This window comes from Rhizobium sp. 0TCS1.26, from assembly GCF_050455525.1.
Classification (GTDB): Bacteria; Pseudomonadota; Alphaproteobacteria; order Rhizobiales; family Rhizobiaceae; genus Neorhizobium.
Map to the genome: position 1 here is coordinate 492,224 of NZ_JBCIYV010000002.1, position 14,475 is coordinate 506,698.

The 14,475-nt window shown below is 60.9% G+C and carries 11 protein-coding genes; 9 read left to right on the forward strand and 2 right to left on the reverse strand.

The annotated features are described in order from the left end of the window. Positions 1-24: 24 nt before the first annotated feature. A complete protein-coding gene (locus AAIH46_RS09600) occupies positions 25-1,125 on the reverse strand; it encodes a Gfo/Idh/MocA family protein (protein WP_430305629.1) in 1,101 nt (366 codons plus the stop codon). Between the two features lie 39 nt (positions 1,126-1,164). Continuing rightward, complete coding sequence (locus AAIH46_RS09605) at positions 1,165-2,370, reverse strand: ROK family protein (protein WP_430305630.1); 1,206 nt, start codon at positions 2,368-2,370, stop codon at positions 1,165-1,167. Positions 2,371-2,575: 205 nt separating this feature from the next. Here AAIH46_RS09605 and AAIH46_RS09610 point away from each other — a divergent pair, with 205 nt between their 5' ends. From AAIH46_RS09610 to AAIH46_RS09650, 9 genes are all read left to right on the forward strand, one after another. Then, positions 2,576-3,883 carry an ABC transporter substrate-binding protein gene (locus AAIH46_RS09610; protein WP_430305631.1) on the forward strand — a complete coding sequence of 436 codons (1,308 nt, stop codon included), beginning with the start codon at positions 2,576-2,578 and terminating at the stop codon, positions 3,881-3,883. 73 nt (positions 3,884-3,956) lie between these two features. Then, a complete protein-coding gene (locus tag AAIH46_RS09615) occupies positions 3,957-4,895 on the forward strand; it encodes a carbohydrate ABC transporter permease (RefSeq protein WP_430305632.1) in 939 nt (312 codons plus the stop codon). Next, entirely contained in the window at positions 4,888-5,736 is an 849-nt protein-coding gene (locus AAIH46_RS09620) for a carbohydrate ABC transporter permease (RefSeq protein ID WP_430305633.1), read from the forward strand. The genes AAIH46_RS09615 and AAIH46_RS09620 overlap by 8 nt, the downstream gene beginning before the upstream one ends. A gap of 19 nt (positions 5,737-5,755) precedes the next feature. After that, positions 5,756-6,823, forward strand: a complete 1,068-nt coding sequence (locus tag AAIH46_RS09625; protein ID WP_430305635.1) for an ABC transporter ATP-binding protein — start codon at positions 5,756-5,758, stop codon at positions 6,821-6,823. A gap of 481 nt (positions 6,824-7,304) precedes the next feature. Then, entirely contained in the window at positions 7,305-8,111 is an 807-nt protein-coding gene (locus AAIH46_RS09630; protein ID WP_430305636.1) for an ABC transporter permease, read from the forward strand. After that, the gene (locus AAIH46_RS09635; RefSeq protein ID WP_430305637.1) at positions 8,101-9,564 is read left to right on the forward strand and encodes an ABC transporter ATP-binding protein; all 1,464 of its coding nucleotides are present in this window, start codon (positions 8,101-8,103) and stop codon (positions 9,562-9,564) included. Before AAIH46_RS09630 ends, AAIH46_RS09635 begins: the two co-directional genes overlap by 11 nt. Further along, positions 9,518-10,351, forward strand: a complete 834-nt coding sequence (locus AAIH46_RS09640; protein WP_430305638.1) for a class I SAM-dependent methyltransferase — start codon at positions 9,518-9,520, stop codon at positions 10,349-10,351. Before AAIH46_RS09635 ends, AAIH46_RS09640 begins: the two co-directional genes overlap by 47 nt. Further along, a complete protein-coding gene (locus AAIH46_RS09645; protein WP_430305639.1) occupies positions 10,351-11,460 on the forward strand; it encodes a class I SAM-dependent methyltransferase in 1,110 nt (369 codons plus the stop codon). The genes AAIH46_RS09640 and AAIH46_RS09645 overlap by 1 nt, the downstream gene beginning before the upstream one ends. 12 nt (positions 11,461-11,472) lie before the next feature. Beyond that, the gene (locus AAIH46_RS09650; protein ID WP_430305640.1) at positions 11,473-14,466 is read left to right on the forward strand and encodes a glycosyltransferase; all 2,994 of its coding nucleotides are present in this window, start codon (positions 11,473-11,475) and stop codon (positions 14,464-14,466) included. Positions 14,467-14,475 lie beyond the last annotated feature (9 nt).

The window sequence follows — 14,475 nt, forward strand, 5'->3', positions numbered from 1 at the left end:
ATTCTCCTCCAGAAAACTGTCAGGTCAGCGGGCCAGGCGGCCGTCGACGATCGATTGCGAAAGCGGCGCAGGCCGCTCCGGACGGGTGGCGATGGTGACGGTCTGGCCGCTGTCGGCCGCCTTGCCGAACGCCTCCATCACCTCCAGCACGTGCAGCGCCAGATCGCCGTTGGCGCGGTGCGGCCGGTTCGACAGGATGGCATGCGCCATGTCGGCGACGCCGAGCGACCGGTAGTTGCCGTCCGCATAGGGCTCCGTCGTCGGCTGCGGCTCGAAACTGCCGCCCTTCTTCAACAGTTCGATGTCGCCGCCGAACTTGTTGGGATCCGGAACGATCAGCGTGCCCTCGGTGCCGTAGACCTCCAGCGGCACATGCTTATGGCCGGCGACGTCGAAGCTCATGCCGATCTGCACCACGGCACCGCTTTCGAAGGCCATGACGCCGGAGACATGCGTTGGAATGTGCACCGGGATCTTCTCACCGTTGCGCGGCTCGCTGGTGATGGTGCGTTCGCTGCGCGGGGCAATGGCAAAGCCCGCGACCTTGGCGACCGGCCCGAGCAGGTTGACGAGATCGGTGATGTAATAGGGCCCCATGTCGAGCATCGGGCCGCCGCCGGCCTCGTAGTAGAAATCCGGATTGGGATGCCAGCGCTCGTGGCCGGGGCACATGAAGGTGGCGGTGCCGCCAACCGGCATGCCGAGCACGCCGGTATCGATGATCGACCGGGCCGTCTGGTGGGCGCCGCCGAGAAACGTATCGGGCGCGGCACCGATGCGCAGGCCGCTCGCCTTCGCCGTCTCGGCAAGCTTCAGGCCTTCGGCGAAGGTTACCCCGAGCGGCTTTTCCGAATAGGTGTGCTTGCCGTGCGCCAATGCCTGCAGGCCCACTTCGACATGCGCCTTCGGCACCGTGAGGTTGACGATCAGCTGGATCTGCGGATCGCTCAGCAGATCATCGATGCTGCGCGCGACGAGGTTGAATTCGCCAGCGCGCTGTTCGGCCAGCCCCTGATTGAGATCGGCAATGCCGCGAATGTCGAGGACCGGGAACGAGGCCATCGCCGTCAGGTAGGCCGATGAGATGTTGCCGCATCCGATGATGCCGATTCCGAGCTTTTCCATGCTTCTCCTCCCAAAGCGAATGATGAAATGGCCGTGCCGTCAGAGGCTCGATGCCGGCCCTGTCGTTCCCCAGGGCGATTCGTAGAGTTCGCGCAGCGCGACGATCGCCGCCCCTTGCGCCCAGGCCTCGTCGGGCGAGGCGTCGAACACCAGTTCGGCGATCTCGCGGATCGAGCGGGGAATGGCGCGCGTATAGGAACTGCGCAGGCTGTCGATGAAGACCTCGCCGAGCGACAGCGTCGAGCCAACGATGATGACGCGCGGCGGGCCGAACAGGGTGACGATGTTGGCGATCGCCAGGCCGACGGCCTCGCCGGCGCGCACCGCCGCTTCCGCAAGCGGACTGTCGTCGGCGGAAATCAGCGCCTGCGCATGGGCCATGCCGCGCCCCAGCCGGACGGCTTCGGCAAAATGGCCGACCGTCTGCTGCTCGCCGAAGATCGCCGATTCGCCGGCGATTTCGGCGAGCCTGACGATACGGTCGGAGGCGGTGCCGAGTACCAGGTCGCCAAGATTGTGGCTGAGGCCGCCGGCGCCGCGAAACAGCTGGCCGCTGTGCATGAGGCCGAGCCCGAGCGTCTGTTCCAGCGAGACGATAACGAAATCATCGAGGTCGCGGGCGTGGCCGAACCAGTGATGCGCCAGCGCGATCGCATGCGCGTCGCTTTCGACGATCGCCGGCAGGTCGAGCCTGCTGGTCATCTCGGCGGCGAAATTGACGTCGGTCTCGCGAAAGATCGGGCTGGAGCGCACCTTGCCGGTGCGGTGCTCGACGACGCCCGGAAGTCCGAGGCAGACCGTATCGATATCGCCCAGCGACAGGCCGGCATCGACGACGCAGCGCCGCACGCCGTCTTCCACCAGATCGCTGATGACGCTGATCGGCAGGCGGTCGACGCGCACCGGGATGGTCAGCTGCGACAGGACCTCGCCGCGGAAATCGGTGAGCGCGAAGACGATGCGGTTTGCAGCGATCTTGGCGCCGACGACGCGGGCGGCATCCGGGTTGAGCTCCAGCATCACCCGCGGCCTGCCGCGGGCGGCGGTGTTGCGGATGTCGCCTTCGTGGCGGGTCAGGATCAGCCCGTCGTCGAGCAGCGAGCCGGTGATGGCCGAGACCGTCGTCGACGACAGCTGCGAGCGTTCGCTGATCTCGACACGCGAGATCGGCCCGCGCCTGCGAATCTTGTCGAGCACGGTGAAGCGGTTGATCGCGCGCATCAATTCTGGATCTGCAGTCTTCATGTAATGCCGGATGCTCGCGATCGCTGTGATGTGCCACCCTATTTTTGCAGGGTTGCGAATTAAATAACGGCGATGCCCTGCCTGTTGTCAAGTCAATGTGCTGAGATAATCAGCGATCGTGGTTGACATCCGGGCAGTTGTCGTTTGAATTAATCCGCATAAGGGAAAAATTGAGGATGGTTGTTTCCCTTTTGGAGGAGGAAGAATGACCTATCACCACAAGGCGACGTCCCTTCGGGGCGTCCGGATTACTGCGCTTGCCGCAGCCACTGCACTTTCATCGCTTCTTAGCGTCCATGCCGCGTCGGCGGCACAGACAGTCGTCAAATGGATGCACGTCGAGATTGTACCTGCCTACATCGAGGCCTGGGAAGAGGTCGCCAAGAAATACGAGGCGCAGCACCCGGATGTCGATATCCAGCTGCAGTTCCTCGAGAACGAAGCGTTCAAGGCAAAACTGCCGACGCTCCTGCAGTCGGATGCGGCGCCCGACTTCTTCTACAGCTGGGGCGGCGGCGTGCTTCGCCAGCAGGCGCAGACCGGCGCGCTCATGGACCTGACCCAGGCGATGAACGCCGACGGCGGCAAATGGGCCAAGACCTACAAGCCGGCAGCCGTTGCCGGCCTGACCTTCGACGGCAAGATCTCGGCCGTCCCCTACCGGATGGGCACGGTCAGCTTCTTCTACAACAGGGAGCTGTTCGCCAAGGCCGGCGTCAAGGCCGAGGACATCAAGACCTGGACCGACTTCCTCGGCGCCGTGAAGACGCTGAAGGCTGCCGGCATCACGCCGATTGCCGGCGGCGGCGGCGACAAGTGGCCGCTGCATTTCTACTGGAGCTATCTCGTCATGCGCAATGGCGGCCAGCAGGTGTTCGAGGCGGCCAAGAACAAGCAGGGCGAAGGCTTCATGGACCCGTCGGTGATCAAGGCCGGCGAGCAGCTGGCAGAACTCGGCAAGCTGGAGCCGTTCCAGAACGGCTATCTTGGCGCCAGCTGGCCGCAGACGCTCGGCACCTTCGGTGACGGCCGTGCGGCGATCCTGCTCGGCTTTGAAAACACCGAGCCGAACCAGCGCAAGAACGCCGGCGACGGCAAGGGGCTGGCCTCCGACAATATCGGCCGGTTCGGCTTTCCCGTCGTCGAAGGTGGCGCAGGCAAGGCGACCGACACGCTGGGCGGCCTGAACGGCTGGGGCGTTACCAAGAATGCCTCGCCGGCCGCCATCGACTTCCTGCGCTTCCTGACCAGCCAGGAGACGGAGCGGGAGCTTGCCGCCAAGGGCATGATCATCCCGGCCGCGGTCAATGCCGAGGAAGGCCTGAAGGACCGGCTGGTGCGCGAGTCGGCTGACCAGCTTGCCGCCTCCACCTGGCACCAGAACTTCTTCGACCAGGATCTCGGCCCGTCCGTCGGACGCGTCGTCAACGACGTCTCGGTCGAAATCCTGTCCGGCCAGATGACGCCGGAAGACGGTGCGCAGGCGATCCAGGACGCCATCGAACTCGAGTAGGCCCAACGCCCGGTGACGGCTAACGCCGTCACCGGCGCGGGCAACGACAGGTCGCGCGACAAGGACATATGGGATGAACAACATATCCGCCAGCATCACCGAGGCAGCCGCCCTGGGGACGCCTGAAAAAATCCGCCACAAGAGCCCGACCGCCCGGGGGCGGCTGCCGGCGCTGATCATCTTTCTGCCGCCTGCCCTCCTCCTGTTCACGCTGTTCGTCATCCTGCCGATGGGCGAAGCCGCCTGGTACAGCCTCTACCGCTGGAACGGCTACGGCACGCCGACCGAATTCGTCGGGATCCGCAATTTCGAGGTGCTGTTCAACAACGCCGCCTTCTCGCGGGCGCTGATCAACAACGGCCTGATCATCGTCGTGTCGCTGCTGCTGCAGATTCCGCTCGCCATCTGGCTGGCGGTGATGCTCGGCAAGAAGATCGCCGGGGTGGTTGCCTTCCGGCTGGTGTTCTTCCTGCCCTACGTGCTCGCCGACGTCGCGGCCGGCCTCATCTGGCGCTTCGTCTATGACGGCGACTACGGTCTGTTTGCGGCGATCGCCGGCTTCCTCGGCATTGCCACGCCCTACGTGCTGGCGGACAAGGACCTGGCCATCTACGCGGTGCTGGCCGTCGTCATCTGGAAATATTTCGGCTTCCACATGATGCTGTTCATCGCCGGCCTGCAGTCGCTCGACAAGAGCATCATGGAAGCCGCCGAGATTGACGGTGCCACCGGCTGGCAGAAGTTCCGCTACGTCACCCTGCCGCTGCTCGGTTCGACGGTTCGGCTTTCGGTGTTCTTCGCCATCATCGGCTCGCTGCAGCTGTTCGACCTGATCATGCCGCTCACCGGCGGCGGTCCGTCCAACTCGACGCAGACGATGGTGACCTTCCTTTATACCTACGGCGTCACCCGCATGCAGGTCGGGCTCGGCAGCGCCGTCGGCGTCGTGCTGTTCGTCATCTGCGTGACGATCGCCTTCGGCTACAAGAGGATCTTCATGCGCCATGACTGACACATCATCCACGGTCCGTGTCTCCGCAGGCACCCGCCTCTATGTCTACGCTTCGCTGTCGCTGGTGGCCGCCATCGTGCTGGTGCCGCTGGTGACCACGGCGCTCGGCGGCTTCAAGACACTCGGCGACCTCCGGCTCAATCCGTTCGGCCTGCCCAGCGAATGGGTGTGGTCCAACTACATCGACATCCTGTTTGGCGAGCGCTACTGGCGGCAGATGACCAATTCGCTGCTGATCGCCGGAGTGACGGTCTTCCTGACTCTCGTCGTGTCGTCGATGGCGGCCTTCTGCTTTGCCCATATCCGCTTCTTCGGCGCCAACCAGCTGCTCAACTATTTTCTCATCGGCCTGATGTTTCCGGCGGCAACCGCCATCCTGCCGCTGTTCATCCGCATCCGCGATCTCGGCCTCCTGGACAGCTACTGGGGGGTGATCCTGCCGCAGGTGGCCTTCGGGCTCGGCATGAGCATCCTCCTGTTCCGCAACTACTTCCGCAACCTGCCGGAGGAGCTGTTCCAGGCAGCCTTCGTCGACGGCTGCGGCTATATCCGCTTCTTCTGGTACATCTCGCTGCCGCTGTCGCGGCCGATCGTCGCCACCGTCGGCATCGTCACCTTCGTCAGCAGTTGGAACAGCTACATCCTGCCGCTGATCATGCTCAATACCGAGAGCAAGTATCCCTGGCCGCTCGGCATCATGGTCTATCGCGGCGAATTCGGCACCGACTGGCAGCTGGTGCTGGCCTTCATCACGCTGACCATCCTGCCGACGATCATCGTCTTCTTCCTCGCCCAGAAACACATCATCGCGGGCCTGACGGCCGGCGCCGTCAAATCCTGACATAAACGGAGCAAGCAACATGGCATCGGTCGGTCTTCGTCACCTCGTTAAGAGCTACGGCGCGCTTCAGGTGGTCCACGACGTGTCGCTCACCGTCGATGACGGCGAGTTCATCGCGCTTGTCGGTCCGTCCGGCTGCGGCAAATCCACCCTGCTGCGGATGATCGCCGGGCTGGAGGACATCACCGACGGCGAGGTGGTGATCGGCGGCAAGGTGGTCAACGCGCTGACGCCGCGCGAGCGCAACATCGCCATGGTCTTCCAGTCCTACGCGCTCTATCCGCACATGACGGTGGCCGAGAACATGGGCTTCAACCTGAAGCTTGCCGGGGTCGCCAAGCCCGAGATCACCAGCCGCGTCAACGAGGCGGCCCGCATGCTGGCGCTCGAGGACCTGCTGGATCGCAAGCCGAGCCAGCTGTCCGGCGGCCAGCGCCAGCGCGTCGCGATGGGCCGGGCGATCGTGCGCGATCCGGCCGTCTTCCTGTTCGACGAGCCGCTCTCCAACCTCGACGCCAAGCTGCGCGTCGCCATGCGCACCGAGATCAAGTCGCTGCACCAGAAGGTCGGCACCACGTCCATCTACGTGACGCATGACCAGATCGAGGCGATGACGCTTGCCGACCGCATCGTCGTTCTCAACGCCGGCCGTATCGAGCAGGTGGGCACCCCGATGCAGCTTTACCGGACGCCGGCCAACCTGTTCGTTGCCGGCTTCATCGGCTCGCCGGCGATGAACCTCATCGAGGGTACCATCGACGGCGACAACGACCTGCCAGTGGTGAGGCTTGCAGAGGGTGCGGCGATCACCATCTCGCCTGAGCGCAAGGTCAAGCGCGGCCAGAGCGTCAAGATCGGCCTGCGCCCGGAACACATGACGACCGCCGCCGGCGATGGCATATCCGGCGAGACGCTGCTGGTGGAGCCGACAGGCGCGCAGACGCATGTGCTGTTTCGCTTTGCCGGCCAGCAGATCACCGCCGTCGTCGACGGCGACCACCCGGCCCGCCACGGGACACCGTTCCACGCCGGCATCGACCGCAACCTCGTCTACGTCTTCGACCGCGACAGCGGGGTGGCGCTGTAGGGAGGTGGTTGCGCGGGGTGTGGCCGCCGCTTCCTCCGCGCTGGCCCATGCAGATCCTGCGCACATGAATCCGGCTGCGGGATCGGAGCAGGTATTCCACCCTGAATGGGTGACCGGCTTGCTCGTCGCTCCCGATCAGCGACAGTCTGAAAACGTCGTGCGGGCGACGACAGCAACGGCATGACGCGCAGCCGAACCACCGTGTGATGAGGTCCAAGTTCGATGTCATCGGAATGCAGTGTCCCTGACGCGGGACAGGGGGAGCCACGGCTCTCCGGCAGCACATTCAGGCTAGAGCATTTCCCAGTTTTGCTGATCGAGTTGCCTGTGTATCCTTGACAGGGCTTGTCTTGGAGAGGCCGAACGGCTATTGGCGGCGTCTCAAGGCAATGCGCGGCTGAGCCAGCCCAGTAGGGCGGCAAAAGGGCGCCCATGCGTGTAGACCACAGCGATGGACTTTCGTGCTTCTATGGAAAACCACATGGTCAACCCGCCCGCTCTTGTTCGAACGCTGATGCGCAACAGGGGATTGCTCTGGGAGCTGACGAAGCGTGACTTCATCGGGCGCTACAAGGGGTCGTTCCTTGGAATAGCGTGGTCGCTGCTCAATCCGCTGCTTATGCTGGCGGTCTATACGTTCGTCTTCAGCATGGCATTCCGGGCCCGCTGGGGAGTGGAGAGCGAAAGCCGGGTTGATTTCGCCATCATCCTGTTCTCCGGGCTGATCGTGCACGCCTTGTTCGCCGAATGCATCTCACGAGCTCCGGTTCTCATCACAAGCAACCCGAACTACGTGAAGAAGGTGGTTTTCCCGCTGGAACTGCTGCCGCTGGTGGCTCTGGGATCGGCGCTTGGGCACTTCCTGGTAAGCTTCGCCGTGCTGATCTTTTTCTGCCTGATCTCCTTCACCCCCCTGCACGCTGGCGGTCTGCTGCTGCCTCTGGTCTTGTTGCCGCTGCTGCTGATTGTCCTGGGCCTTAGCTGGCTGCTCGCATCGCTTGGCGTGTATCTGCGCGATCTCGCCCACGTGATCGGGATGGTCGCCACGATCGCGCTGTTTCTCGCGCCCGTCTTCTACCCGATAAGCTCATTGCCGCCCGTCTATCAGAGCCTGCTGACCCTCAATCCCATCACGCTGCCAATCGTCCAGCTTCGGAACCTTCTGCTTTGGGGCGAACCGATCAACATCTACGCATGGGCGGTGAGCCTTGTCGTTGGCCTGCTGATTTTCTTCGCCGGGTTTGCGTGGTTCCAGAAGACAAGAAGAGGATTTGCTGATGTCCTCTGAGGCTCCGATCATTTCCGTCAGGGGAATGAGCAAACGCTACGACATCTACGAGAACCCGCGCGACCGGCTGAAGCAGATGGTGCTTCCAAGGCTTGCCGGCCTGCTGGGGCGCAAAGGGACGCCGCCGATCTATCACCGAGAGTTCTGGGCTCTGCGCGACATCTCGTTCGAGGTTCGTCCAGGGGAGACGCTCGGCATCATCGGTCGCAACGGCGGTGGCAAGAGCACGCTGCTGCAGATTTTGGCCGGAACGCTCGCAGCAACCGAAGGAGAGGTCACGGTCAACGGACGTGTTGCCGCACTGCTCGAACTCGGCAGCGGCTTCAATCCCGAGTTCAGCGGTCGTGACAATGTCATGCTGAACGCGCGGATCCTGGGCTTGAGTCGGGAGGATATCGAACGGCGCTACCAGCAGATCGTCGACTTTGCCGATATCGGCGATTTCATCGATCAGCCAGTCAAGACGTACTCGAGCGGGATGTTCGTGCGGTTGGCATTTGCCGTGCAGGCGCATATCGATGCCTCGATCGTCATCATCGACGAAGCGCTCGCGGTCGGCGACGTGTTCTTCCGGCAGAAATGCTACGCGCGCCTCGAAGAGGTACGGGCATCTGGCGCTGCGGTGCTTCTCGTGTCGCATGCCATGACCGACATCGAGCAGTTCTGTGACCGGGCTATCCTGCTGGACAAGGGAGAAGTCAGGTTCATCGGCGAAGCGACCGAAGCCGCGAAGCATTACTATCAGCTGTATCAGGCTGGCAGCATCGAGGTGCAACCGGCTCGCCCGGCCGTGCATCCCGATCTCGAACTCAGCCGTTCGGCTACAGGACATCCCGAGTTCTGGCCTCAAGATGCGGCATTCATCGACGCCAGCCATAGGACGCAGATCGGCAATGGTTGGGCTACCTGCCTGCGCTATGCCGTGTGCGATGCCCACGGAAATCCGGCGACAAGTTTTGCGCAGGGCGAGGATGCTGTCTTCTATTCGGAGTTTCTGCTATCTGAGCCGATCTCGGTGCCCCTGGTGGGCGTGGTTCTGCAGAACGAGCGGGGCATAAACGTCCACGGCAAGGGATCGCTGGAATACAAGTCGGCGACCCCTAAGTATCTTCCGGCTGCAACCATCGTGAGGGCGCGTCAGACGGTTGCACTCAACCTCGAACTGGGCGAGTACACGTTCGAAATCGGCTTGGCGACGATCGACGCCTCGACCTATGAACAGATGAGCGCGCTCAACCATGAAAAGATCTTCTCGAAGATTGTGCGCATATGCCACCTTCCCAAAGCCGGCGTTCTGGCCATAGGCTGGCGCCCGGTGAGGGACGGTGCCGCTCTGACACACCACGGAATAGCAGATTTACCAGGAAGCTTCGAATATGCCTTCGACTACGATAACGCAGCCCAGCGTGGCGCCAACGATACTTTCAATCGAGGAAGTGCTGAGCGGGTATGACGCCGTTTCGGAGCTGTATCCTTACATTCCACCTTTGAGTCATTGGCGGGCTTGGGAGCATGCGGCTTACAAGCACCACCATATTGAAGGCCGGATTCTCGACGTCGGATGCGGTGATGGTCGCTACTTTAGCCTGATCTGGCCCGACGCTGCCAATGTTGTCGGCGTAGATATGGATCAGGAAGTGGCGGAACGTGGCCGAGCGAGTGGAGTGTATGCGGCAGTGCACACTACTGCAGCCCACATTATACCCGAGCCTGATGCCAGTTTCGACAGCGCATTTGCCAACTGCTCTTTAGAGCATATGGATAATATCGGCGGGGTATTGAGTGAGATTGCGAGATGCCTTGTTCCTGGCGGCGTACTCTCCTGCAGCGTCGTGACCAACCGTTTGATAGAATGGTCGTTACTGCCTGCGATGGTGTCTGAGGCCGGATTTCAAGCTGCTGCTGCGTCACTACAAGCAGATTTTCTAGAGTATCATCATCTTCAGAATCCGCTTCGGGTCGATTTGTGGACGCAGCAATTCAACGATGCGGGACTGGTAGTAGAGAGCCACATTCCTATACTCCCTCGATACAGCAGCGCAATGTTCGTACTGATGGACACGCTGTGGCACGTGAAAAGAAGCGGCGGAGGAGAGTTCGGGGATCTAATCTACCCTGTGCTGTCATCGAATCCCAAATTCCCATCCGCGTTCCGTAAGGTAGTCGACGGCATATTAGAAATGGAAGTCGATTGGCAGGATTGCACCGGAGCGGTCTTCAGCGTTAGGAAGCCTCGATAATGAAAAAGCGGATTTGCTGGTGCGGAAGCGATGATTTGCAATCGTTTAGCCCGGAATATGCACGGTGCGCTAAATGTGGAACTCTGGTTGAACTGGCGGCACTTTCTCCCGAAGAGCTGGAGGTCAAAAACGACGATGCAGATTTCTATGGCAAGCAATATTGGTTGAAGCATCAGAGCGAGGACTTTGGATACCCGGACATATTTGCTAGGTCGCGAAGCGACTTAATTGACAGGAACCTGCATTGGTTGGAGACCCTGCTCAAGTACAAGGCGCCGGGAGCCAAGGTTCTGGAGCTTGGATGTTCTCATGGCAGCTTCGTCGCCATGCTGCGCCAGGTCGGCTATGACGCGTCGGGCATGGAGATGAGCCCCTGGGTTGTAGAGTTCGCTAAGGAAACGTTCGACATTCCAGTCTTCGTCGGGCCTGTGGAAGACGTTGAAATTGAGCCGGGAACCTATGATGTCATCGCATTGATGGATGTGATGGAGCATCTGCCGGATCCAGTCGGAACAATGCGGCATGCCCTCAGCCTGTTGAAGCCCGATGGCATTCTGCTCATTCAGACGCCTCAGTTCCGCACTGAGATGGACTACAAAACTCTAATAGAAACCGACGGCGCCTTCCTCGAGCAGTTCAAATCCGACGAGCATCTGTATCTCTTCACCAAGGCGTCTGCGTCCCAACTCTTCAAGCAGCTTGGTGCTGATCACATCGAGTTTGAGGAACCTATCTTCAAGCAGTACGACATGTTCTTCGTTGTCAGCCGCCAGCCTCTGAACGCGACTGACGGCACATCGGCCACTAAGCTGCTGGAAACTCCCCACGGCCGATTTGCCCTGGCACTGCTCGACCAGCGCAGCCAGATCGACAAGCTGGAGGAGCAAGTTAAGATTATCGATGCCGATCGGCAGGAGCGCCTGGAAAATCTCTTGTATCTGGACAATTATGCCAAGTCTGCAGATGCTGATCGGGCGGAGAAGATGGATGCGGTTGCGCGTCTTCAGGCACATATAGACGAGATCAATGCCGATAGAGCGGCTCGTCTTGAGCAAATCCATACGTTGACTAAGATGGTAGTTGACCTGCAAAATGCAGCGAAGAATTGAGCTGATATTTCCTTGTCGAAAAAACCCAAGATCTCCATCGTTACTCCGTCTCTGAACCAGGGTCGCTTCCTGCAGGACTGCATTGACTCGATCCGGGCGCAGAACTGGCCCGATGTCGAGCACTTCATCGTTGACGGTGGATCCACCGATGACAGCCTTGACGTCATCCGGCGGAACGAAGACTGGTTGGCGGGATATGTGAGCGAGCCGGACAAGGGCGCTGCCGACGCCATCAACAAGGGGTTTGCCGGATGCACCGGCGAAATCGTCGCGTGGCTCAACGCTGACGACTTCTATCTGCCGGGCGCCTTCGAGGCGATCGGCGAAGCATACCGGGATCATCCCGAAGCGAGCTTCTGGTTCGGCAATGGGGTGCGGGCGGACGAAGCCGGAAACCATACGGCGGCATTTAATCTGGGTGTCGAGGCTTATGACCACCAGGCGCTGGTCGAAGGCCTCGATTACATTCTGCAGCCGTCGACATTCATGAATGCGAAGGTTCTCAAGGCCGTCGGTGGCCTGGACACGGCGCTGAAATGGAGCTTTGACTGGGACCTCTGGATCCGGATGGCGAAGATTTCGATGCCGCTGTCTCTGAATGCATCGCTCTCCGCCTCGCGTGAGTGGGGAGAGACACTGACTGCCAATGGCGGCTTTCGCCGCGCCGAGGAGATACGACTTCTTGGCGAGCGGCATAGCGGTCAGCCTATGACGGTTGGCGCCTTGTGTTACTGGCTGGACAACACGACCAAGTATTTGCAGAGCGCGCCGGAAAAGTTCGATCCGTCGACCGTAGAGGCGCTGCAGCAATTGTGGTTTGAGGTACAGAGCGACTTGCGCAGGCTTGGTGTGCGCGACGATGGATCGCCTCTGACGGCCGAGCAACGTGCAAGCCTGACCCTTGAAAGTAGTTTTCCCCTTGTCGAGGAGCGTGTAGTGGCGCCACTGATCATAGCCGTCGACCTTTATCCGCTTATCGCCGGCGTCTCTGGCGGCATTGTGCCATGGGTACAGGGCGTGCTTCGCGAACTGGCAAGGCTGTATCCAAACGATCGCCTGGTCATGTTTCATCGACCGAGCGGCTCTCCTTTGGATATCGAAGGCGACAATGTCGAGCTTGTCGAGTTGAATGATCATCCGATCATTTTCTACGCGGAGATGACACGCCGCTGTGAGGAGATGGCGGCGGACGCGATCATCCGGACCTATCCGCAGGAACTACACCCCAACCTGCCCTTTACGCGCCAGATTTTCGTGATCCCGGACATCCAGCACGAGTTCTTCCCCGAATTTTTCTCCAAGCCTGTGCTCGCCGCTCGCCGTCGCGCTTTCGCATTCGCGCTCTCGTGCGGAGGCGCAGTAGCGACCATGACCGACCATTCGCGAGAGACCATCGTCGGCAATGGCTGGACGTCGACCGATGACGTGTTCCTGATGCCGGCCGCACTGCCCGAGGAACTGCGCGAAACGGCGTCTGATACTGAACTGCCGGCAGCAGCAGCCGCGTTCGACCAGTTCTTCTATATGCCGGCAAACCTATGGCCGCATAAAAACCATCGGCGCCTCTTCGAGGCATTCAAGCTCGCGACCCCTGACCTTCCGCCCAATACCGGTCTCGTGCTGTCTGGCAATCCCGATGGCCTGAGCGAGGTTCTTGAGGGCTTCGAGGATCTACCGATCGTCCATCTCGGTTACGTACCCCACGCGCAGGTTGCGGCGCTGTTCAGTCGCGCCACTGCACTCGTCTACTTCTCCCTCTTCGAGGGCTTCGGCATGCCGCTGCTCGAGGCATTCCATCACGGGACGCCTGTTTTGTGCAGCAACACGACCTCCCTTCCGGAAGTTGGCGGGGATGCGGTGCTGGCGTGTGATCCGACTGACGTCGGAGCGATGGCGCAACTCATGAAGCGGATCACGACGGAACCAGGTCTGCGCGACCAGTTGTCCGAGAAGGCCAGACTGCGCGTAATTGCCTACGACTGGGCGGGACCTGCGCACTCCCTTCATGCAGCACTCGAACGCGTTTCGAAGAATCCGGCGGAGTTCGAACAGAAGCGTCCGAAGGTCAGCATTGTCATGCCGACGCGAAACCACGGTCACTTCATCCGGGCGTCGATCGACAGTGTGCTGAGCCAGGACTATGAGAACATCGAGCTGCTGGTGATGGACGGCGCCTCGACCGATGACACGGTCGAGATATTGCGCAGCTACGGTGACCGGATCCGTTGGATCTCGGAACCGGATAAGGGCCAGGCAGACGCGATCAACAAGGGAATGGAACTCGTCGACGGCGAGGTCTTGGCTTATCTCAACTCCGACGACATCCTGTTACCGGGCGCAGTCGAGACTGCTGTTTCCTATTTCAACGATCACCCCGAATGCGACATGGTCTACGGTAACGCAGATTATATCGATGTAGATGGCAACATCACCGGTGCGTACGCGACGGCAAATTATTCGTTCGAGCGCCTGATGCATGATTGCTGCGTGTGCCAGCCGGCTGCCTTCTGGAAAAGGCGGATCGTCGAAAGGATCGGCCCGTTCGATGCCTCCCTGCAGACCGCCATGGACTACGATTACTGGCTTCGAATGGCGACATCGGGCGGCATAATCCATCATACAGGCAGCAAGCTGGCGCAATCCCGGCTGCATGAAGATGCCAAGACGCTCGCGATGCGCGGAAAGATCTTCGAGGAGGTCTTCGAGATCTGCGAGCGGCATGGCGGCTATGTAAGCCTGAGCTATTACTTTGGATTGTGGTCCTATCGTTTGTACGAAGCCTGGAGCGGCGGCCGCTACATGCGTCGAGTGGCACCCCGGATCTACCGGTTCCCGGCCTTGATCCACTTTGCCAGCCAAGCCTCGGAGATCGGGCGGGACCGCAGTAGAGCGGCCTATATCGGGCGTAATTTGTTCAACATCGTTGACCGACGCTCCCCAGCGGCGGGCAGGTTGATTCGCAGGGTCTGGTCGAACTCCTCGACGCTTCGCCGGCGGTTCCGTTGATGTGGTTGC